Annotated in this window: 10 protein-coding genes; 6 read left to right on the forward strand and 4 right to left on the reverse strand. The window is 35.9% G+C overall.

From position 1 onward, the window contains the following. From H5968_RS17125 to H5968_RS17135, 3 genes are all read right to left on the reverse strand, one after another. Window positions 1-1,494 (reverse strand): hypothetical protein (locus tag H5968_RS17125; protein ID WP_187040918.1); only part of this gene is annotated, 1,494 nt, incomplete at its 3' end. Window positions 1,495-1,526: 32 nt separating this feature from the next. Next, entirely contained in the window at window positions 1,527-2,042 is a 516-nt protein-coding gene (locus tag H5968_RS17130) for a phage tail protein (protein ID WP_137668211.1), read from the reverse strand. A 2-nt stretch (window positions 2,043-2,044) separates the two neighbouring features. Then, entirely contained in the window at window positions 2,045-2,290 is a 246-nt protein-coding gene (locus H5968_RS17135) for a hypothetical protein (RefSeq protein ID WP_187040919.1), read from the reverse strand. 205 nt (window positions 2,291-2,495) lie between these two features. Between H5968_RS17135 and H5968_RS17140 the strand changes: the two genes are divergently transcribed. From H5968_RS17140 to H5968_RS17155, 4 genes are all read left to right on the forward strand, one after another. Then, a complete protein-coding gene (locus tag H5968_RS17140; RefSeq protein ID WP_222620708.1) occupies window positions 2,496-3,737 on the forward strand; it encodes a DUF4157 domain-containing protein in 1,242 nt (413 codons plus the stop codon). 183 nt (window positions 3,738-3,920) lie between these two features. Then, window positions 3,921-8,720, forward strand: coding sequence for a DUF4157 domain-containing protein (locus H5968_RS17145; RefSeq protein ID WP_187040920.1), 4,800 nt, complete (start codon window positions 3,921-3,923; stop codon window positions 8,718-8,720). 13 nt (window positions 8,721-8,733) lie between these two features. Beyond that, entirely contained in the window at window positions 8,734-9,060 is a 327-nt protein-coding gene (locus H5968_RS17150; protein WP_187040921.1) for a contact-dependent growth inhibition system immunity protein, read from the forward strand. A gap of 174 nt (window positions 9,061-9,234) precedes the next feature. Then, window positions 9,235-10,341 (forward strand): YbjN domain-containing protein, encoded by a 1,107-nt coding sequence (locus H5968_RS17155; RefSeq protein WP_187040922.1) that lies wholly within the window; start codon window positions 9,235-9,237, stop codon window positions 10,339-10,341. Between the two features lie 66 nt (window positions 10,342-10,407). Here the strand turns inward: H5968_RS17155 and H5968_RS17160 are convergent, their stop codons facing one another. Beyond that, on the reverse strand, window positions 10,408-19,284 hold the full coding sequence (locus tag H5968_RS17160; protein ID WP_187040923.1) for a CHAT domain-containing protein: 8,877 nt from the start codon (window positions 19,282-19,284) through the stop codon (window positions 10,408-10,410). 549 nt (window positions 19,285-19,833) lie between these two features. Here H5968_RS17160 and H5968_RS17165 point away from each other — a divergent pair. Together H5968_RS17165 and H5968_RS17170 are read left to right on the forward strand one after the other, a co-directional pair. Beyond that, window positions 19,834-21,621, forward strand: coding sequence for a hypothetical protein (locus H5968_RS17165; RefSeq protein WP_187040933.1), 1,788 nt, complete (start codon window positions 19,834-19,836; stop codon window positions 21,619-21,621). Between the two features lie 348 nt (window positions 21,622-21,969). After that, on the forward strand, window positions 21,970-23,868 hold the full coding sequence (locus tag H5968_RS17170; protein ID WP_187040924.1) for a ShlB/FhaC/HecB family hemolysin secretion/activation protein: 1,899 nt from the start codon (window positions 21,970-21,972) through the stop codon (window positions 23,866-23,868). Window positions 23,869-23,924 lie beyond the last annotated feature (56 nt).

Here is a 23,924-nt window from a genome sequence, read left to right on the forward strand (position 1 = left end):
TATGGTTTTGGGAGTAACAGGAGTAATTTCTGTGTTCTCTTCTGTGATGAATTCTGTAATTTTCGATGTTTGATTTTCTGAGGTAATTTGATTATTTGCTTCAGAAGAATTTAATTGAATATCTGGTGATATGGTTTTGGGAGTAACAGGAGTAATTTCTGTGTTCTCTTCTGTGATGAATTCTGTAATTTCCGATGTTTGATTTTCTGAGGTAATTTGATTATTTGCTTCAGAAGAATTTAATTGAATATCTGGTAATGAAGATATTGCTTCTGAAGTATTAACATTTTCATCTTCTACTTCTCTTTGGATTGAATTTTCATTGACATTAATATCTAAAATATCAACGTCTTCCGGTGTTTTACTAACTATTGTCGGTTGATGAGTGGTAAAGTTATTATTGTTATTAAATATATTAATTTCTTCTTTAATATTAGATGTTTGATTTTCCAAAATAGAAAATTCTGAGGAAGCACTGTTAATACTATTAATGGTATTATTAATACCATCAGTTTCTCGATCTTGTTCTCTAGCTTGTATAGATATTTCCCCAATTTCTATAATATCAGATTCATTGAAACCAGTTATTAAATTAGATGATAAATCTGTAATGACTTGTAGTTCATCATCAGTAATTTGTTCTGATAATATAGAGTTATTATCCAAATTGTTAGAGTTGATATTGGATACATTACCATCTATGATATTATTATCCAAATTTCCTAAATTTTCTGAATTTATTAAATTTTCTGAAGTTGTTGGTTGCTGTATAAATGGAGAACTATCAGTGAAGTTATCAGTTGACTTAAACAAGTTCAATATTTCAGATTGAGGATTATCTGTAATCAATGAATTTAAATTTTCTTCAGCAGTAGGAGGATGATTTGTACTTTCATCTATCACCTTTGTAACTTTCACCTGTTTAACTTTCTTGGTTGTAGATGATTTAGTAGTTTTTTTAGGTTGAGTTTTTTTGGTTTGAGTTTTTGCAGAAGATGTTTTTTTCGGTGATTTCTGCTTTTGGGTTTTCCGGGTTGTTTTAGTTTGAGGTTGAATAGGTATTTCTGGTAATATGTCATTACTTAAATCACTTAAATTACTGTTGGCAATTTGAGTTTGTAAAAGATGGGAAATATTACCTAAATTAAATTTAGTATTTGTATCTGTGATGGAATTTGTACTATTTTCTGGTATAATTGTTTCTGGTGTAATTAAATCATAATTTACTGATTCCATTTCTGGAAAGTCACTATCCATATCTAGACTACCCAGATCATCATGATCTGAATGATTCTCTGTAATTAGTGTATCTATGAATGGTTGACGTTTACGATTTAAGAAAAGTTTAGATGGCTTAAATAATGGTTTGGATGTGACTAGAGGCTGAATAAAATTGTTGTGTTTAAAATTGCTGTGTTGATGATGAAAACCTAGATAAGATTTTTGCCCAAGGGTATTAACTTGAGTTTCTAATAATGATTGAATAATTTGCATAGGATTGACAACTTTAGTGAACAATATTCAAATTAATTTGATGTAAAAAATCCAGATTTCATCCGTGATGTAGGATTACCGCCTCCTTTGTCTTTTCCTACTTTTAATCCTTCATAAGCTAAAGTTAATTCTTCAATTGCCACTGCATTACCATCTGCTTGTAGTGCTGGTGTTTTCCAAGCAATAGGAACAGCACCGATTAAAGTCCAACTCATCATAGTTTCGCCGGCTTGATTGAAAACTAAAATATTCACATTACGGCGAGTTGATGTTTCAGTAAATACTGCGCTAATCCATTTCCAAAAACCTTGATTATCTGTAATTCCTCTTTTGAGAGTTACATCTGAAAATTCTGCTTGACCTAAATATATTCTCTGTTGATCATTAACTCCACCTTCACGAAATACATTTTTCTTAATTTGCATTCCTAAACCAGAACATTCACTAAAAGATGCAGCAATAGATTTATCTATTTCTACATAAAATCGGTTGGTGGTGACATAATTTAATTCGTGAGTGACATTACCATTTTGATTATTTCCTGCCATTTTTACCACCTTTGATTACCATAACCATTAACTCTTTCTCGTTGGATACGCACATCTTCTAGTAAAAGTTGATATACTTGTTCTGTGAGTTTGTTTAATAGTAGCGAGTCCTGAAGATACTTATCAGCTAATTTAGCGATTTCTGTTACATCGGATGCAGAACCAGAACCCGCATATCCAGCAGTACCGCCAATATCACTATTGGGAGTAAAATTTTTTGGCTTTTGTGGCTTGTTGGTTGAGTCCATAACTAAAACTCAAAGTTAGTTCTAAAATCCAGGCTAAAGGTACTGGATGAGAATCAAAATTAGCCAAAAGTCGAACTTAATTTTTACTCTTATTGGACTGATGTTGTATTGTTTTGTGAGAGCGATCGCCCTATAATGGTTGTTTAAACTGGCAAAATCTGAAAAATATTTATTCATCTACTGCTGGGACATTAGGAGCATTATCATGAGGGAACGCATATTCCAAGCTAAAAAAGCTGCTTCTCCCGTCTCCATATCAACACTCAAACAACCAACACGCGGTTTTGGTTTAGAGTCATGGAACGCTTTACCTCCAGCCATGACACGGGTGCAACCCCTGAATAAGCCTCTCACTCACGATATCAGTAAAATATCACTCCGTCCCCAAGCAAAACTCTCAATTAGTCAACCAGGAGATACTTACGAACAGGAAGCGGATAGTGTAGCGCGACAAGTGATGCAAAGAATGGCGCTGTCTGGAAATCGTCAATCTATTCAACGTCAAGAAATTCCAGAGGAAGAGGAAGAACTGCAAATGAAACCTCTGGATATTAGCACTTTGCAACGTCAGGAAGTTCCAGAGGAAGAAGAACTGCAAATGAAACCTCTGGATATTAGCACTTTGCAACGTCAGGAAGTTCCAGAGGAAGAAGAAGAACTGCAAATGAAACCTCTGGAGATTAGCACTTTGCAACGTCAAGAAGCACCAGAGGAAGAGGAAGAACTGCAAATGAAGTCGATGGTGCAGCGTCAAGCTAATGGTGGGATGACAGCTACAGCAGATTTAGAAACCTCCATCAATCAAGCCAGGGGAGGAGGACAACCACTAGGGGATAATATCAGAGAACCGATGGAACAGGCGTTTGGTGCTGATTTTGGAGGGGTGAAGGTTCACACAGATAGTCACTCTGACGGGTTGAATAGGTCAATACAAGCGCGTGCTTTTACCACGGGACAGGATATTTTCTTTAGACAGGGGGAATATAATCCTGGGAGTCGGGGCGGACAGGAGTTGTTAGCACATGAGTTAACCCATGTTGTACAGCAGAATAGAACGCTCAATACTCTACAAAGCCAATCATTGTTTACGCATCAAATTCAAAGGAATGGAGAAAAAAAAGACCAAGAACCTAGCGGAGGCTCATTGAGACCGGCATTAGGAAAAGAATTAATGAGGAATATGTTCGGATCTAATTGGTTCGCTACGGGAGTTTTTAAAGCGATGAATTTTGCCATGTATATAGAAGGGCAAAAATTAACAAAAGAGCATCACGATGTACTCCATCAGAGCTTAATAGAAAATAAAAATGGTGTACTAACTACTTTAATTAAAGAAAATCCCCATGTAATCAAATCTCAAGGTCAGACCCCTATTTACTTGTTAGGAAAATATTTAGTTCACAAACCGCTAGAATATTACCTAAACAATCAAAATAGAAAGCAATAATAACAGCTAACTTGCGCCCCTACAGCATGATAATTGGCACTAACAATTTCCGCAAGACGCGATCGCCTCAAAATATAATTTAGACTTTAGGCTAATTACTTACAGAGTGCGATCGCTATATTCTAGATATTTGTACTGGCAAAATATTGATCCACATCACGGCTTGGGCATGAGGAGCGCAACATGAGAGAACAGGTAAGCCAGGGCAAAAAAGCTACCACTTCTGTCTCCATACTGACACTAAAACAGCCAACACGCGGCTTTGGTTTGGAGTCATCAAACATTGCGCCTCAAGCAACTCCAGAGGTGGAAACTGTGGAAACTGTTAACGAACCTCTCACCCACGATATCAGTAAAATATCACTGCTTCCCCAAGCAAAACTTTCCATCAGTCAACCCGGAGATTTTTACGAACAGCAAGCGGATAGTATTGCACAACAGGTAATGCGAAGAATGGCGCAACCAGTCAACCGTCATTCTATCCAACGTCAGGAAATATCAGAGGAAAAAGAAGATACAGAAAAAGAAGATACAAATTTACAAATGAAACCTCTGGTTAATTTTGTTACGCCTTTAGTGCAACGTCAACAAATGCCAGAGGAAGAAGAATTACAGATGAAATCTGTGTATAATTACCATCTTTCCTGGTTGCAACGTCAACAAATGCCAGAGGAAGAGGAAGCACAAGAGGAAGAACCAGTACAGATGAAGTCAATGGTGCAGCGTCTTCCAGGTACGGGTGGAATAGCTGCAACTTCAGATTTAGAAACATCAATTAAACAGTCCCGTGGTGGTGGACAACCTCTAGCTGATGATATCAAGCAACCAATGGAACAAGCGTTTGGTGCTGATTTCGGAAGTGTACGTGTTCACACTGATGGTAATTCTGATAAATTAAATAAATCTATACAAGCTCGCGCCTTTACTACAGGACAGGATATTTTCTTCCGTCAGGGTGAATATTCTCCTGGAAGTAGTACAGGTAAGGAATTATTGGCACATGAATTAACTCATGTGATTCAACAAAATGGCAATTCTGTACAGAGAAAATCTGTCAATTTAGAATTAAAATCAAACAAACTATACAGAAAATCTACTGATAATGGGCAAACTCTCCCACTGGGGGAAAGTCCCCAACCAAGTACCCAACTGGAAGGGGATAACCAAAATCAAAAGGATGAAGTAGAAAATTCTGAAAACAGCGAACAACAAAATCAAGCAACAACAGAAAACCAGCAAACAGCATCCACCCCACCAGCAGCGGGAGAGAATGGAATAGCAGAACCACCGCCAAAAAATGAAGATGATAAGAAAGTAGAATCTACCAAAAATACAGCATTAAATCAGGAAAAACAGCCAGATTTAAAAGATAATAACGCTAATTCGCTAAAAACCAGTTCCCAGGCTCAAGATCAACCTCAAGGTAGATTACCGGAGGAAATAACAAGACAAGATAACGTACAATTACCAAGCAAAAATGTAAATAATATAACGACTAAAGCAACAGGATCAGTAACGGGTAATGGTGAAAAAGCCCCTGCTTCCCCGGAAGCTGATCCAGAATTTCAAGCAGTAATTAATACTACAAAACAAGTAGGTGTTAAGCAAAAAGAACACCCACCAGCTAATACTGAAGCCCAGGAAGCGCAAGATGCGGCTGAACCCCCTGGAAATGAAGTAGAGAGCAAAGCGCAAGCTAACCAAGTGGGTGAGATGGGACAAGCTGAAACTTCAGGATTTGATGCTGGGGCTTTGAAAGTTAAACTGATGGAGCGCATTGCGGATATGGCTCCTAAAAATCTTAAAGAAGCGGATGAGTTTAAGAATGGCAATAAATTGGATTCTGTTAAAGGTGATTTAAGTGGCAAGGTTAAAGAAGAAAAGAAAGAATCACAAGGTGATTTAGAGGAGAAAACCAAGGAAAAACCAGATACAAGCGGTATTGAAACCAAACAAGTAACGCCTCTAACCGCAAATAATCCAGGAACACCACCAGCAAACATTGGTGCAGATAAAGCCGCACCTAAATCTAAAGGTCAAGGTGAAATTGAAGCACCTCTACAACAAGAAAGTCAAAATCTTGACCAACAAATGGCTAATGCCAATATTACTGAGGAGCAGTTAGCAAAATCTAATCAGCCGGAGTTTCAAGCAGCACTGTCCAGCAAAAAAGAAGCTCAAACCGATGCTGTACAAGGACCTGCTAAATATCGTCAAGAAGAACAAGGAATCATTGCCAATGCTAAGGCGACGGCTGAAGCTACCGCACAACAGCATCTTCAAGGAATGCACGGTATTCGGAATCAAAACTTGGGACAGGTAGGAGAACAACAGGTAGGAACTAAAGGCAAAGATGAACAAGCACGGGCAAAAGTTGCTGGTGATATTAATAAGATTTATGAGGGGACTAAAACCAAAGTTGAAAAAATCCTCAATGATTTAGACGGGAAAGTTATCGAAGCGTTTGATAATGGTGCGGCTAAGGCGAAAAAAGCCTTTGAGGATTACGTTGGCAAACGCATGGACGATTATAAGAGCGATCGCTATGGTGGTGCGTTTGGTTGGACAAAGTGGATCAAGGATCAATTTGTTGGTTTACCTTCTGAGGTGAATGTCTTTTATACAGAAGGGCGGGAACTTTACATTAAAGAAATGGATGGGGCGATTAATAAAGTAGTAACTATTATTAGTCAAGGATTGACCCAAGCTAAAGCTGAAATTTCCAAAGGTAAACAGGAAATTCAAAATTACATTAAAAAATTGCCCCAAGATTTGCAAAGTGTGGGACAGGAAGCAGCAGCAGCTATTGAAAGTAAATTTGCGGAATTAGAGCAAAGTGTTGAGAATAAACAAAATGAGTTAATTGATACTTTAGCTCAGAAATATCAGGAAAATCTGCAAGCTGTTGATGCTCGAATTGATGAGATGAAAGCGGCGAATAAAGGTTTGATTCAAAAAGCCTTAGATGCTGTTGTGGGTGTGGTAAAAACAATTATTGAATTGACCAAAATGCTAATCGAGGTATTAGCAAGGGCGGCGAGTGTAGTTGGGGAAATTATTAAAGATCCGATTGGGTTCTTGAGTAATTTGGTGAGTGCTGTGAAACAAGGTTTCCTCAACTTTATGAAGAATATCGGCACACACTTACAAAATGGTTTAATTTCTTGGTTGACTGGCACAATGGCAGAAGCTGGAATTGAATTACCAGAAAAATTTGATTTAAAGGGTATTTTTAACCTAGTCATGCAGCTTTTGGGCTTTACTTATGAAGCAATTCGCGCTCAAGCTGTGAAACGATTGGGTGAAGAAAAAGTTGGCCGGATGGAACAAACTGTTGAGGTATTTAAGATATTAGCTACTGAAGGAGTAGGAGGAATTTGGCAGTTTGTACAAGAGAAAATTGGTGATTTAAATAGTTTGGTAATTGAACCAATCAAGAATTTTGTTATTGAAAAAGTAATTACGGCGGGGATTGAATGGGTACTGAGTTTATTAACTCCAGCTTCCGCATTTATTAAGGCTTGTCAAGGAATTTATAACATTGTTAAGTTCTTTATTGACAATGCTCAAAGAATAGCAGATTTAATTCATGCTATCTTAGATTCAATAGTGGCGATCGCCAGTGGTTCAATTGATCAAGCAATCAAAGGTGTGGAAAATGCCCTGGCTAAATCTTTACCAGTTGTGATTAGTTTCCTAGCGAGTCTTTTGGGATTGGGTGGTATTAGTCAAAAAATTCAAGGTATTATCCAAAAACTGCGGAAACCAATGGAAAAAGCAGTTGATTGGGTAATTGATAAAGGTAAGAAGGCGTTTGGAAAAGTTAGTAATAAGTTCAATAATAGTAAGGTAGGTAAGAAATTTAATGCTGCTAAGGATGCAGCAGTGGAGAAATATAAAGCTGGTAAGCAGTGGGTGGAAGATAAGAAAGCTGCTGGAGAAAAATGGTTTGATGATAAGAAACAAGCCCTGTTAGATGCTACAGAAAAACGGAAAGCTCAGTTCGCAAATACTAAAGCTGGTAAAGCATTAACCAGAGCTAATGATGGGTTAGGTAAGAAATTAGATGCTTTAGAGAAAAAGCGTCAGGCTTTCAATAATAGACTTGAAAAAGTCCAAGAATGGCCTGGTAAACAGTTAGAAAAAGTCCAGGATAAAGCCGCAGAATTAAGAGGAAAAGCAGGAGAGAAAATTAAAAATAGTAAGTTTGGTAAGAGTGTTGGGAAGACATGGGATCAAACTAAAGATGTGGTTGGTAAGAAGAAAGAAGCCTTTGGTAATAAGTTGGGGTTTGGTAAGGTTAAAGAGAAAGATAAAGATAGTCAGGATCAGAAAGCTAAAAATAGCAAAACTGATCAACGAACTTATGAAGAGAAGAAAAATGATCTTGATTTAGCTTTAGCAGAGGCTGAACAGTTAATGCAAAATGAAAACCTGTCATTTAAAGATATTAAAAAGCTGCTACCTCAAATTAAAGCTAAATATAGAATGACTTCATGTAAACTGGTCATTGATAAGGATACTAAAGATAAAACAACTGCTCATATTGAGGCAGAAATTAATCCTAAAAATAAAGGTAAAGAACACACCAGAAAAGATCGGCGTGATATTCAATCTCATGAAAATTTAGGAGGTCATACAGATGAGCGTCACATTAGTAAGTCAAAAAATTGGCTAAAGCAGAGACTTAATAGCGAACCAGAGATAGAAAGTGCGTCTTCTTTTTACAATGAAAATTATGCTAATCTCACTCAAGGAAAATTTGTTAAGCAGTTTCGTAAAGAGATAGAAGCTTGGCTAACCAGTGGAGAAGGTCGATTTGTAAAAGTAATTGAAATGGATCAATCAATTGGTATAGTAGTAGCACGCAGCAAGAAAGGAGATCCCTTACCAGCAGTGACAACAAAAAAAGCACGGTTAGTGTTGGTTCGTGATAATTCTTCTCAAGGTTGGCATATCCTAACGTCTTTCCCAGAAAAATAGCTAACAGGTATATATGACTCACTACGAACACCTTTATCCAAAACTCAAGTATTTTTTCAGTGCTTATTTTCATCAAGATTGGAAATTTGTTTATGATTGGCAGGGAGAAAAACCATCATTTCAAGTGGTTGTACGTGACTTTAGGGAGAGTAATCCTCAAGAAACAGTTATCAAAGCTACTGAAGAGTTAGAACATTTGCTCAAACAGAATCTTACAGAGGATGATCTAAGTGAAATTGTGACAGATAAACTCGGATCTCAAATTTACGTTCATGGAATAGGACTAACCTATAAAAAATTTTTGGAAGCTATCTTGACTATTTTGAACGAAAGGCATTGATTTACAGCTATTTTCAGCTAAGTGAACGCTCTGAGGGGGTAACAAACAAGCTAAACAGATTTCTGTATAAGGGTTATAAGTTACAATGGCCAGTTTTGCTTGAGTAAGTTCTGATATAAAAAAATGCTTACTTCGGGTAAACTTAATGATTATTAACTATCAAAAAAAGACCCTATGAAAAAAAATACAGAAACTCATCAAATAAACACCAAACTAACCCTACACAACCCCTCCCAAACCCCCCTCACCCTGCACGCAATTTCCCTATCTCTCACCACTCAAAACAACAACCTCATAGAATGTCGTCTCACCTTCCAACTCACCCCCCAACTCTACCAACGCATAGAAAAGGAAGCATTATTTAATCTTAAACCAGAAGTCCGTAATTCTGATTCTGTAAAATTCCTCCCTGAACCTGACATCACCATCGAAACCAGTCTTAAACCCGACTTATTGCCCCTATTAACAGAACACGCTAATAACATTGAAGAAACTGTAAATTACATCCTGAAATTAAACCAAGAACAACCAGAAAATATCCTCCTATCTACCGAAAGTTGGTTAGCTTTATCTGTCAAACAGCAACAGGAATTAGGAGAAATTGGTTATCAAACTCTTTGGTCTTATATTAGTCCAGAAAACCTTACTCAAACAGCAACTTCCGGTGAACATATTACTGAAGGAATTATCAACTTTTTTCAAGATTGGACTGAAGCGAATTTATCAACCAAAACTCAAGAAACTGCTACCAAAATGATGGAAGGAATTAATACATTTTTAACAGAATTAAATAATATTAATCCAGAAGAAATTAGCACATCATCTACAAATAGTAATATTTTTGAGGAAATGATCAATTTCTTCACTGCTGATGATTGGCCTTTTGTACAACTTTCAGGACAACCGGCTTTACAAATAAGTTTTCAGGGTGAAAATGGTAAATGGAATTGTTACGCTAGAGCCAGAGACGAACAACAACAATTTATCTTTTACTCCATTTGTCCAGTTAACGCACCAGAAGAAAAACGACTAGCTGTAGCCGAGTTTATCACTAGGGCTAATTCTGGCATGATGATCGGTAATTTTGAGTTAGATTTTAGCGATGGAGAAATAAGCTATAAAACCAGTATTGATGTAGAAGGTGATAGAATTAGCAGCGCACTTATTAAACGTTTAGTTTACGCCAATGTGATGATGATGGATGAATATTTACCAGGGATTTTATCTGTTATTTATGGTAATGTATCCCCGGTAGATGCAATAACTCAAATTGAGGCTTAAACCATCAAAAAAATCATCCATCTGTTGTAGGAACAATTCATGAATTGTCCCTACCATAATTTTCAGTTACCACTGACTACCAATCATTGTAAAAGCAGACCAATAGTAAGGATGGGAGAGATTAGCATTCTGTAACTTAGTAGCAATTGTCCGAGGTATATCAATGTTACCCCTAAGACTAATTAATTGATTTCCTTGTACTTTAACTTTACCTTGAATCATAGCTAATTGTGTTTGTCGCAGTGCTTCAGATTTAATTGGTGAAGTCTTTAATTGGCGATAAAACTCAGTCATCAAAACCATAGTTCCATTATCTTCAACCAACCACAAACTGGCAAGTGCTGATTTTACACCTGTTTTTACCGCTAACCCAGCAAAACCTAATTCAGCATTCTCATCTCCAAAAGCTGATTTACAAGCACTTAAAACTAGTAATTCCACTGGTGGTTCATCCCATCCCAACTCACTGACTTGATCAAATGGCAGTTTACCATTATACAACTGAATGTAAGAAGCACTAGCATCACCACGAGCAAATTCTGCATGAGTTGCTAGGTGAATCATTTCAAAAGGTTTGTTAGTAACAGGATTCTTTTGACGTTGAGTCTTGAGATTTTCCAGGGTAAAGCTTTGATTGAGAAAAGATTTACCATTCCATAGATTGGCGATATTATCAAGCTCTACTGGAACAGCTTCCAACTTATTTTGGTTTTGGTCTTCGGCAAATTCACTAGCTCCCATTGCCAAAACTTGAGCGTTTTTAATATTTGAATAACTCATCTTGGTGGCACTGGCACTGGGTATGATTCCCAAACTGTATTTTTCAATCAAAAACTGTTGACCATCATGGAGAGCAGCCATAGGAATAAAACGTAAACCAGCATCCAAAACAAAGGACAAATTATTAACACCCTGTTTTTGTAATTCCGCTTCATAGGGTGCAATTAGCCATTTATATAATTGCTGTGCTGGTTCTAAATAATTTGTACTATTGACATCTTCATATTCATCAACTCCATTGTACAGTTCATCTGCTACTTCCTTAATCTTGGCTCTGGTAGCATAAGAAACTTGTTTACGAATAGTTTTACCTTCCGAGGTGAATATGGTTAAATACAGTACATCTTTATCTTGTGATGTGTCATCACTAGGGGCAAAACCCACATAAACAATAGCCGATTTAATCCCTGTTTGTGCTTCAATTTGTTTCAGTTCAGCTTGAATATCAGCTTGAGATTTTCTAATAAATGATCTGCCAGAATATGACTCAATTTCTGCCGTATATCGCTCCTCTAGTGTAGCAACATCTGTATCAACTGTCACTGCTGGATTACTGCTAACTGATAGCAGACCTGATATATCTGGTACTGGTTCTATAGTTATGCTACTATTAGAATTGGTAATTATTTGAATGTTGCCTTGAGTAACATTGCCTTCAAAGGATCTTACAGGTCTGATATTGTTGATAACACCTCCTGTTATTGCTGCTGCTGTACCCAGTTCGCTGCTATTACCAATGATAAATAATGTATTACCATCACCTCCATGTCGGATAGTGACAGAACCATTACCATCGCCGCCTATTGTAGAAATACTAGAACGAACACCATTGCGAGCGTCAAAGCTGCCTGTAGCCCGGAAAAATCTTCTGGTTGTAATATCAACATTACCACCAAGTCCACTCCCTAATGCTTGGGTATTGATAGCAAAAACTTCAATATCATTATCAGGATCTAACATGACATTACCACCATTACCAGTGCTAGAACTGGTATCTAAGAATCCGGTTTTAATTCTGTTTTTTGCTTGAATATTAATATTTCCACCTTGAGTTGTGATGTTTTGTGTTGTCACTGCTCCTATATTACTTTTCAGGTTGACTTTATCATTTGTGGTGTCGATTTTTCCAGTATTGATATTTTGATTGGCTGTTAGGTTAGTTAAACCACCTCTGATATCGTTGATACTAATTCCACCAGATGAACTGTTAAGATTGATATTTTCACCATTAATATTAGCAGTCGTGATATTTTGACTGGCTGCTAAATTAATTAAATTTCCTGTAATGTCATTGGTTGAAATTCCCCCAAGGGTACTGGTAACATTGATATTTTGACCTTGCGTTGTAATATTGCTAGTGCTAATATTTTGATTAGCTAATAAATTAATTGAGGCATTATTTAAACCTGTAATTGTAGCAGTTGCAGAGATTGAACCTGTGCCATTAGGTGTTTTGATAGTTGTGGGGTCTTTAAATGATACAGGGTTATTAATAGCAATATTACCACTTCCGTCATTACGTCCAATAGTAATAGAACTAAATCCATCTGCTAAACCTGCTATTTCTGCACTTGTTAAGTTTAATGTTCCCGCAATTTCATTACCTAAAGTGATATTTCTGTTTGCGTTTGCAGGTTGAATGGTTAAATTTCCTGTTCCTGTTGTGGTGGTGGGTAATTCTGGTAATTTGATATCATCTGCTGTTAATGTGACGTTATTATTTCCTGCTGCTACATTGCCATTAAATTCTATGTTTCCACTATTGGATTTTAATTCTTGATTACTATTGTTACCTGTGAGGTTGACATCTCCATTGTATGTTTGATTTCCTGCTGTTGTCATATTGTTGGCAATATTTGTATGTGCAGCATTTGTGGTTAAGCTATTGACATTTACTGCATTACCAAATGTGAGATTTCCTGTACCTGTGTTCAGGGTGAAATCTGTGGTTAAACCATTAATTGTGCTGCTAAAAAGAATATCATTGTTGGTAGAATTGAAGGTTTTAGCATTATTCCCTGTGAGGTTGACAGCACCTGTAAATTGTTGAGTTCCTGTGGTGATAATATTGTTGGCAATATTGGTATTTGCAGCAGTTGTGGTTAAGCTATTGACATTTACTGCATTACCAAATGTGATATTTCCTGTACCTGCATTCAGTGTGAAATCTGTGGTTAAACCATTAAGTGTGCTGCTAAAAAGAATATCATTGTTGGTAGAATTGAAGGTTTTAGCATTATTCCCTGTGAGGTTGACAGCACCTGTAAATTGTTGAGTTCCTGTGGTGGTAATATTGTTGGCAATATTCGTATTTGCAGCAGTTGTGGTTAAGCTATTGACATTTACTGCATTACCAAATGTGATATTTCCTGCACCTGCGTTCAGGGTTAAGTTATGATTTCCATTAACAGTACCACCCAATAAAATATCACCTATACTCGCACCTGTATTGAGGTTAATATCATTTCCCAAGATTACATTGTTGGGTATAGAGATATTCTGATTATTTGTAGTGATATTCGCATTGAGATTAGTTGTGGTTGCTTCTAATGTAATTGACGCATTAGATATACCTGTAATTTGACTGTTAATTTCAATATTCCCATTAGGTGATTTGATGGTTGTGGGGTCTTTAAATTCTACAGGGTTATTAATAGCAATATTACCACTTCCGTCATTACGTCCAATAGTAATAGAACTAAATCCATCTGCTAAACCTGCTATTTCTGCACTTGTTAAATTTAATGTTCCCGCAATTTCATTACCTAAAGTGATATTTCTGTTTGCGTTTGCAGGTTGAATGGTTAAATTTCCTGTTCCTGTTGTGGTGGTGGGTAATTCTGGTAATTTGATATCATCTGCTGTTAATGTGACGTTATTATTTCCTGCTGCTACATTGCCATTAAATTCTATGTTTCCACTATTGGATTTTAATTCTTGATTACTATTGTTACCTGTGAGGTTGACATCTCCATTGTATGTTTGATTTCCTGCTGTTGTCATATTGTTGGCAATATTTGTATGTGCAGCATTTGTGGTTAAGCTATTGACATTTACTGCATTACCAAAGGTTAAATTTCCTGCACCTGCATTCAAGGTTAAATGACTATTACCGTCTACAAGTTCATTAAAGGTAATTCCATTTCCTGTTAATGTGGGGTTATTGGCAATGGTGACATTATCGTTATAAGTCTGACTTCCAGTGGTGGTAATGTTGCCATTTAATGATGTTGTTCCACCTGCATTTGTTAATAAACTTGCAGCGGTAACTGTGTTAAATGCGGTTATCCCTGTACTATTTGCAATAATATTTGCTAATGTTACATTGTTACCAAAGGTGAGATTTCCTGCACCTGCATTAGCTGTAAAATCTAACCCAGTCCCAGTCAGGGTATTATTGAATATAATACCATTGCCTGTGAAGGTGCTGTTGTTGAATAAAGTTACTGGACTATTATAAGTTTGTAGTGCGGTAGTGTTGACATTACCTTTGATATTTATATTATTGCCACTAGCTGTTAAAGTGTTTAACGGTGTTGTACTACCGACATTTTTCTCAAAGGTTAAATTGCCTGCACCTGCATTCAAGGTTAAATGACTATTACCGTCTACAAGTTCATTAAAGGTAATTCCATTTCCTGTTAATGTGGGGTTATTGGCAATGGTGACATTATCGTTATAAGTCTGACTTCCAGTGGTGGTAATGTTGCCATTTAATGATGTTGTTCCACCTGCATTTGTTAATAAACTTGCAGCGGTAACTGTGTTAAATGCGGTTATCCCTGTACTATTTGCAATAATATTTGCTAATGTTACATTGTTACCAAAGGTGAGATTTCCTGCACCTGCATTAGCTGTAAAATCTAACCCAGTCCCAGTCAGGGTATTATTGAATATAATACCATTGCCTGTGAAGGTGCTGTTGTTGAATAAAGTTACTGGACTATTATAAGTTTGTAGTGCGGTAGTGTTGACATTACCTTTGATATTTATATTATTGCCACTAGCTGTTAAAGTGTTTAACGCTGTTGTACTACCGACATTTTTCTCAAAGGTTAAATTTCCTGCACCTGCATTCAGGGTTAAATGACTATTACCGTCTACAAGTTCATTAAAGGTAATTCCATTTCCTGTTAATGTGGGGTTATTGGCAATGGTGACATTATCGTTATAAGTCTGACTTCCAGTGGTGGTAATGTTGCCATTTAATGATGTTGTTCCACCTGCATTTGTTAATAAACTTGCAGCGGTAACTGTGTTAAATGCGGTTATCCCTGTACTATTTGCAATAATATTTGCTAATGTTACATTGTTACCAAAGGTGAGATTTCCTGCACCTGCATCCAAGGTTAAATTACTATTACCATCTACAAGTTCATTAAAGGTAATTCCATTTCCTGTTAATGTGGGGTTATTTGCAATGGTGACATTATCGTTATAAGTCTGACTTCCTGTGGTTGTAATATTGCCATTTAATGATGTTGTTCCACCTGCATTAGTCAGTAAACTTGCAGCGGTAACTGTGTTAAATGTGGTTGTCGCTGTACTATTAGCGATAATATCTCTTAATGCTGTCGTGTTACTTAGAGTTATATTTCCTGTTAAAGCATTGACTGTTAAATTGCCACTAACATTACTATTCCCTAATGTGATATTATTTACATCTTGTAAAGTGACATTATTTCCTGTTAATACACTAACTTGATTAAAGTCATTGGTATTGTTGTTTAAGGTAATATTTTCTCCCGTTAATGTAGTATTCCCTGCTACTGTTACATTGGTATTTAATCCTTGATCAATATCGCCACTTCCTGTAATATTTGCGCCCGTATTTGCTGTATTTAGTCTTAATGTGCCACCAATATTAGAGTTATTTAATACTATGGCATCATTACCATAAGTACCATTAAATCCAAATCCCGTTGCTTTACTATTGACTGTTAGATTACCTGTAATAGTTTCATTTCCTAATGTTACCACTCCTACTCTATCTATTAATAAATCTCCATTGTTAGTAGTTAGTCGGGATAAACTATTATTATTTCCAGTGGCAGTAAAACTATTAGCTGTGATACTGGCGTTTCCTGCTACCCGTAAATTTTCCCCAGTAAATTGAGTGACATTTCCAGCACTTGTTAAGGTGAGTGTTCCCCCGATTGTACTATTACCTAATACTGTGCCGTTAGCATTGTTATTAGTAACAGTCACGTTGCCTGTATTTGCTAAGGTAGTGGTGAAGTTAGCATTATTGGCAACTGTGATACTTGTACCTGTATTTTGAGTAATTGTTCCCGCCGATGTTACTGTTAAATTGCCACTATCTTGAATATTTCCTAGTACGATATTGCCGGCATTACTAGATATATTAACGTTGGCATTGGCAGATGTGGAGTTGGCTCTAATATTAGCATTAAGTATGTTAATTCCTTCGGCTATACCATTAGCATTAGTGTTATTTCCTGTTAATGTGATATTTCCACTATTTGTTGATACATTACCTTGTACCTGAATACCTCTAGCACTGCCACCATTACCTGCTGAAGTACCTATTAAACTAATATTGCCGCTATCTGAGGCGATGTTACTAAATATGACAATTGCTGGTGTATTAACGCTAGAATTGGTGTTGTTTCCTGTGAGGGTAATATTTCCACTATTTGATGTTATTGGTGCAGTGGATTGTAAAGTAATACCCCTAGAATTGGTACCAGCACCTGCTGAAGTACCTGTTAATGTGATATTACCTGCATTAGAAGTGATCGCACGATTTGACAAAATTCCGTCGGCTACACCATTAGTGTTAGTATTATTGCCTGTTAATGTAATATTTCCACTACCTGTTGATATCACTGTTGCAGTATTGGCTAGTAAACTAATACCTCTAGCACCGCTCATATTACCTGCTGCAATACCTGTTAAGGTGATATTACCTGTATTTGAACTGATAAGGGCTTGATTACTGAAAATTCCTGCTCCATTACCAAGAGTAGTTGTAGTACTATTTCCCGTGATGGTAATACTACCACTATTTGTGCTTACATTAGATGTTATGCTCACGCCTCTGGCATTGTTACCAGTACCTGCTGCAATACCCGTTAAGGTGATATTACCACTATTTGAATTGATGGCTTGATTACTGAAAATTCCTGCTCCACTAGCACCAGTATTTGTACTATTTCCCGTGATGGTAATACTACCACTATTTGTGCTTACAGGGGATGTTATGCTCACGCCTCTGGCATTGTTACCAGTACCTGCTGCAATACCCGTTAAGGTGATATTACCACTATTTGAGGTGATCGCACTATTTGACCAAATTCCTTCGAGTACACTAGAAGTGTTAGTACTATTGCCTGTTAATGTAATATTTCCACTATCTGTTGATATACTACCTTGTAAATTAATAGAAGCGGCACTATTTAAACCATCACCTCTTGATGTCCCTGTGAAGCTAATACTGCCATTTCCTGTACTAATATTCACTCCTGAGTTTACAAGTATTCCTGGGGCATTATTTGATGTATTTCCTGTGGCGGTTAAATTACCCCCATTTGTTGTTATATTCCCTGATATTGATACTCCCCCTTCAGTCCCTGCATTTTGACTATCGCCTGTTAATATTACATTTAATGGATTTGCTGAACTATTAATATTGCCATTAATATTCACTCTACCATGAGCTGTTAATTCTAATGTTGATGTAGCACCGCTATAGTTTAAATTTGTACCTAAGGTAATATTTCCTGCTTGTGTTCCCCCTGAACCTGTTGCTACTGTAACATTTCCACTATTTAATGCTGTGATGATTAAATCTACTCCTAAAGAAGCACTATCTCCTGTGGCAGTAAAGGGATTAGTATCAGGAATGTTGGTATTTCCACCTCCTGCTACTATGTTAATATCTGTAGGATCTATTAACCAAGTTCCCCCAATTTGTCCTGAAATATCTGGCACTGTAGTAATGTCTAAATATCCCTTACTACTGGTTTCTATAAATCCGCCTTGATTATTTCCTTTGACACTTAAATTACCATATATTCTTGTGGCTTGTTCTGACCAGACTATGATATTGCCGCCATTAATTCCTTCGGCTTTAATATTACTATTTGGATCAATATAGGTAAATTGGGCTGTGGGTAGTGTGCCTTGACCTTGATAATCTCCCCCAATAAATATATTGCCCCCATTAGTTCCTAATGTGCGAATATTTCCATTAAATATTCCTATTTTGTCGCCTAATATATTAATTTTATTATTAGCTTGAATATTTCCCGATATAATACTTGTGCCTGTTTCTGTGGGGACTACTTGATTAATACTTGTTAATTTTAACTGGCCATTTTCTACTGTTACTCCTGATACATGATTCAAATTACCCCCTGTTAATAATTGAGGTAATGATAACGGTGTATTTGTATCTTGATTTAATCCGCTTTGATCTATAGGTAATCCTAAGCTTAATAAGCTGCCTTCTTGGGATATTCTGACTAATTTTTCTCCGGGTGTGGCTGCAATGGTAATATTACCATTTGGGGTAGATATGTTACCAGTATTGATGACTGTACCACCTAATAAGGTGATACTTCCTTGATTGGTAATTAAATTTCCTGTATTTAATATTGCTCCAGAATTTTGGTTTAAGAAAGCAAAACTATTAGGATTGCCGGTTAATAAATTATAATTATTCTGTCCTGTGGCGTTAAACCAATTATTGCCTACACCTATAGCATTAGCTGTAGTGGCTGTAAATGATGCTGGTACATTTAAACTAGCATTGTTACCGAAGATAATCCCAGCTGGATTCATGAGGAATAAGTTAGAATTACCACCAGTAACTTGAATCAGACCGTTAATAACAGAGGCATCACCCCCTGTCACCCTACCGAGTATATTGATAATATTAGGATTACTTAAAAAGTTAGCAGTTTGACCTTGATTTAAACCAAATTGCTGGAAACTGTGGTATAAATTTTGTTCAGATTGAGTACCACCAGTAATATTAATTTGTTGACCTGTAGTGTTAACTAGAGTATTAGTGCCATCATTGGCTGGGGTGATCTGTGCATTTGCTGGTTTTATAATTACTGGAGATAAAAATGTTAGTAGGAAGAGTAATTGATTATATTGATTTTTCAGCATAACATCAATCCGAAAATTAGCCATAACATGAATCAAAACACATCTTCCAAACATACATCAATAGTTTATTCTATGCAATCTCAACTTTGTATATTTTTTTAACAAAACTTGCTTCATCCGTCACAAATTGTAATATTTTATGGTTATGGGCGATAAAGGCGATAATTTAACGGAAAAACCAGACATCTAGATATCCCATAAGCTTCGACCTGCCCCCATAAATAGGTTCCATAATTTCTTTTCTGGAGATGTATATTATAATAATCAATCGGAAAGGATGTTTCAGCGGTATCAGGTTTTAAACCGGGATTAAGTACCCCAGGACACACAGGAACTTACCCTACAGGAGATTTGCCCTCTTGGGCGATTGGTGTTAACCTGTCCTCTAATGGCGATTCTGTGAATGTAGAATCCTTGCATCTTTACACCGGAGAGTGTCAAGAGTTTCTTGTTGGAAATTTTTACTGGGACAAGCATCCTATTAGAAAAATAAATTTTTATTACCCCATCACTAGGGGATAAACAGAAAATGTAGTGTACAATTTGCCAATGACTAATAAGATGACTGATAATATGACTGATAATACCCAATTACCTCAATTCAATCCTCAACAATTAATCACCATATATTCTAAGCAAGAATATGATGAATTATCGGATATTTTTTTAGAAATTATCTGGTATTTCGCAGAGAATACCTATTCTACAATTTCGCCAGAATGTCAATACTTTATTGATGCTTTTGTGAAGAATTTTTTATATTTTTTCACCCAGCCTGATTATATCATTGGTGATGCTTATACTCTCAAGTTTATTCAGGTTAATCCTACTATTGCTAATTTGGTAGCCATATCAAATTTTAAAAATACTGATGGTTATTTAGAAATTCTCAAGAATCAACCTAATAACTTTGTCAAAATTTTAACTTTATATTCCGCTAGAAATAATGTTAATTTTGATAGAGATATGTTGTTTAATACTAATCCTCATCTCGCTTGTTTATGGTATTCACATTTTTTGCTACTTTATAAATCTGCTTTAGTTAATAAAACAGCTTATTATAGCCTTCGTGAACATTTGTCATACCATCATGAGGATTTAAATATTTTCTATAATATCTCAGAAATTTGTTTTGGTGCTACCTATATTGACGAAAATAAAGATCATGAAATTAAGTATAAAGTTAATCAAGCTATCCAAGAAGGTTCTTTTGGTCAAAATGCACAAATTATTAATATTATTAATAAACCCGATCCTAAGAAAATCGCTATCATTACTGCTCTATGGTTTGATAAACATTCTGTATATCGGATCTTAGCAGAGTTTGTTAATTCTTTGAAGTCCGGTTATGATGTAACTTTGGTGCATTTGGGTGGTGTGAGAAATGATCTAGATATTGAGGGTTTTAAGGGAATAAAATATATATTTTTTGAAAATGGTAGTTTAAATATTGACGCGATCGCTAACAATGATTTTCAACTAATTTTTTATCCTGATATTGGTATGACTGATGAAAGTATATTTTTATCTAATTTAAGATTAGCACCTATACAAGCTTGTGGTTTAGGTCATTCTGTCAGCACTTTTGGCTCAAAAATAGATTATTATATTAGTGGTGCTAATGTAGAAAATATTAATTTAGCCCATAGAAATTATTCGGAAAGATTAGTTTTATTACCTGGTTTTGGTGCGGTACATAATCATCCTATTTATGATTTAAGAAAACCCAAAAAATCACGTTCTGAATTTATTATTAATTGTTCTTGGTTTGCCCAAAAAGTTAATTTTCCAATGCTGAACCTATTAAAAGAAATTATTGATAATGCTGAAAAACCTTTATTATTTAGATTCTTTTCGGGTGGAGCTTTAATTAATAAGAATGATTTTCTTCCCTTTGAAAAAGACCTGGAATCAATTTTAGGAAAGGATAATTTTGAGTTAGTTCCCGTCAAAATGTACGATGAATATATGGAAATGATGGAAGAAGGAGATCTATGTATTGAATCCTATCATTTTGGGGGTTGTAATATTGTGGCCGATAGTTTATATTTACGTAAATTAATGGTAACTTTTGAAGGTAATAGATGGTATAGTCGGATTGGTTCACAGATGTTGAGAATTATTGGTTTTGATGAATTAATTGCTAAGAATCCCGCAGAATATATGAAAATAGTTTTAAAATTAATTCATGATGATGATTATCGCTTAAAACTAGAGCGCAAATTACAAACTGTGGATTTAGAAAATACTGTATTTGATAAGTCCAGTCAAGGCTATTTCAAAAAAGCTATTGATTATTTAATTGCTAATCATGAACAACTGCAAAATGATAGTAATAAAAATCCCATAGTTATTGATTAAAAATTGATTAAAAAGTCTTGACAACAGCACAGGTTTTCGTTTTTGTCAAAGGTAGAAGTTCAGTCATGAAAATCAATCCGAAATTAGCTACAACATGGATCTGAATATGTATTCTAACTGTGCATCAATATTTATCCTAATTTATCCTAATTTATCCTAATTTATCCTAATTTATTCTAATTTATCCTATGCAACCTCACCTTTGTATATTTTTGTATATTATGGAAAAAATACTAAAATTTTGCCATTTCTCGATATCAAGAGAACATAGCGTGTTAATGTAAAAATTACAAGCTGATATAAACATAAACATAAGTGGAAAAATAAAAGACTAGGGGTAGTAATTTTATGCGTTGGTATTTACAAGGAAGAAATTTATGTGTATTTTTCATTCCCAGTACACTGCTATTGTTCTCTGCATCACCAGGTCATGCTCGATCATCTAGTTCGTTTGTATTATTAAAACAACCTGATCATCTGCTAACACAAGTTACAAATAAACCAAATCAACAATCAAATCAACAACTAGAATCCAATCAAGAAGTAGTAAAGAATACGGATGTTGTGAGTTCTTCAGTGTTCTTAGAAATATCAAAAAATCGTTTAGCACAAGGGGGAAATCCAGCAGATAATACTAATGAGAAAAGATTTATACAACCTGTCCCTGATGCTGAACCACTGACACCAGAAAATCAACCAATAGTTCCTTCAGAAACCGAAACTCAAACTGAAACCGAAACTGAAACCGAAACGGAAAAGATTCAAGTTAATAAAATTGAAGTATTGGGGAGTACAATTTTTAACCAAGAGCAATTGAACACCTTGACTAAGGAAGTAGAAGGACGTTCTGTAAGTTTAGAAGAACTGACAAAAGTCGCTGATGCAATTACCCAATTCTATTTAGATCGGGGATATTTGACCTCAAGGGCAATTTTAGCTAACTCAACAATTACTGATGGTGTAGTAAAAATACAGATAATTGAAGGAGGTTTAGAGAAAATTGAAGTTGAAGGTACAAAACATATTCATCCTAATTATGTGCGATCGCGTGTAGCATTAGGAATTAAAAAACCCCTGTCCACAGCAGATATAGAAAACCAATTAAGATTATTAAGAATAGATCCCTTATTTTCCAAGGTAGAAGGTATTCTCCGTGCAGGTACTAAGTTGGGTGAAAGTATTCTAGTAGTCAGAGTTACCGAAGCTAACCCTCTACAAGCTAGTTTAAATGTTGATAACTATTCCCCACCAAGTGTAGGTTCAGAAAGATTTGGTATCAATACGGTTTATCGTAATCTCACAGGATGGGGTGATGAACTGGCAGCATCTTATTATTTTACAGCCAGAGGCGGATCAAATGTCTATGATTTCAGTTATCGCATTCCAGTAAATACCATGAATGGGACTGTGCAACTGAGAACAGCTATTAATAATAATCAAGTTATCCAAGAACCTTTTAAAAATGCCAATATTCGCGGTGAGTCCCAACTCTATGAAATCAGTTTTCGTCAACCTTTAGTGCGATCGCTCCGCCAAGAATTTGCATTATCATTAGGTTTTACCGTCCAAGATGGTCAAACCTTTACTTTTGCAGGTCCGACAGCATTCGGTTTTGGACCAGATGAAAACGCTAACAGCAGAACACGAGTAATTAAATTTGGACAAGACTATTTATCAAGGGATTTACAAGGTGCATGGTCTTTACGTTCTTTATTTAGTCTGGGTATAGACGTATTTGATGCTACCAGAAATGCCGATCCTATTCCTGATGGTCAGTTTTTCAGTTGGTTAGGACAAATACAAAGAATACAAAGAATCAGCGATAACTATTTATTATTTGCCCAAGCAGAAGTACAATTAACACCTAACAGTTTATTACCATCACAGCAATTTATAATTGGTGGTGGTCAGTCAGTACGTGGTTATCGGCAAAATACCCGTGCAGGTGACAACGGAGTAAGATTTGCTGTAGAAAATCAAATCACACTATCTAAAGATGAAAAAGGCAACTCATCAATCAAAATAGCGCCATTTTTTGATTTAGGATATGTCTGGAATAAAGATGATAACCCTAACACCCTACAGAGACAAACATTTTTAGCTGGTACGGGAGTGGGAGTTTTATGGCAACTTGTACCAGGTTTCAATATACGCTTAGATTACAGTCTACCTTTAATTAATTTAGATGACCGTGGTGTAAATGCCCAGGATGACGGGTTTTATTTCAGTGTAGGATATAAGCTATGAAATCAGAAAACTCGTTTAAAGTGAAAATGGAATCACAATAATGGTGAAAAATTTTT

Source organism: Sphaerospermopsis sp. LEGE 00249 (assembly GCF_014299995.1).
Taxonomy (GTDB): domain Bacteria; phylum Cyanobacteriota; class Cyanobacteriia; order Cyanobacteriales; family Nostocaceae; genus Sphaerospermopsis; species Sphaerospermopsis kisseleviana.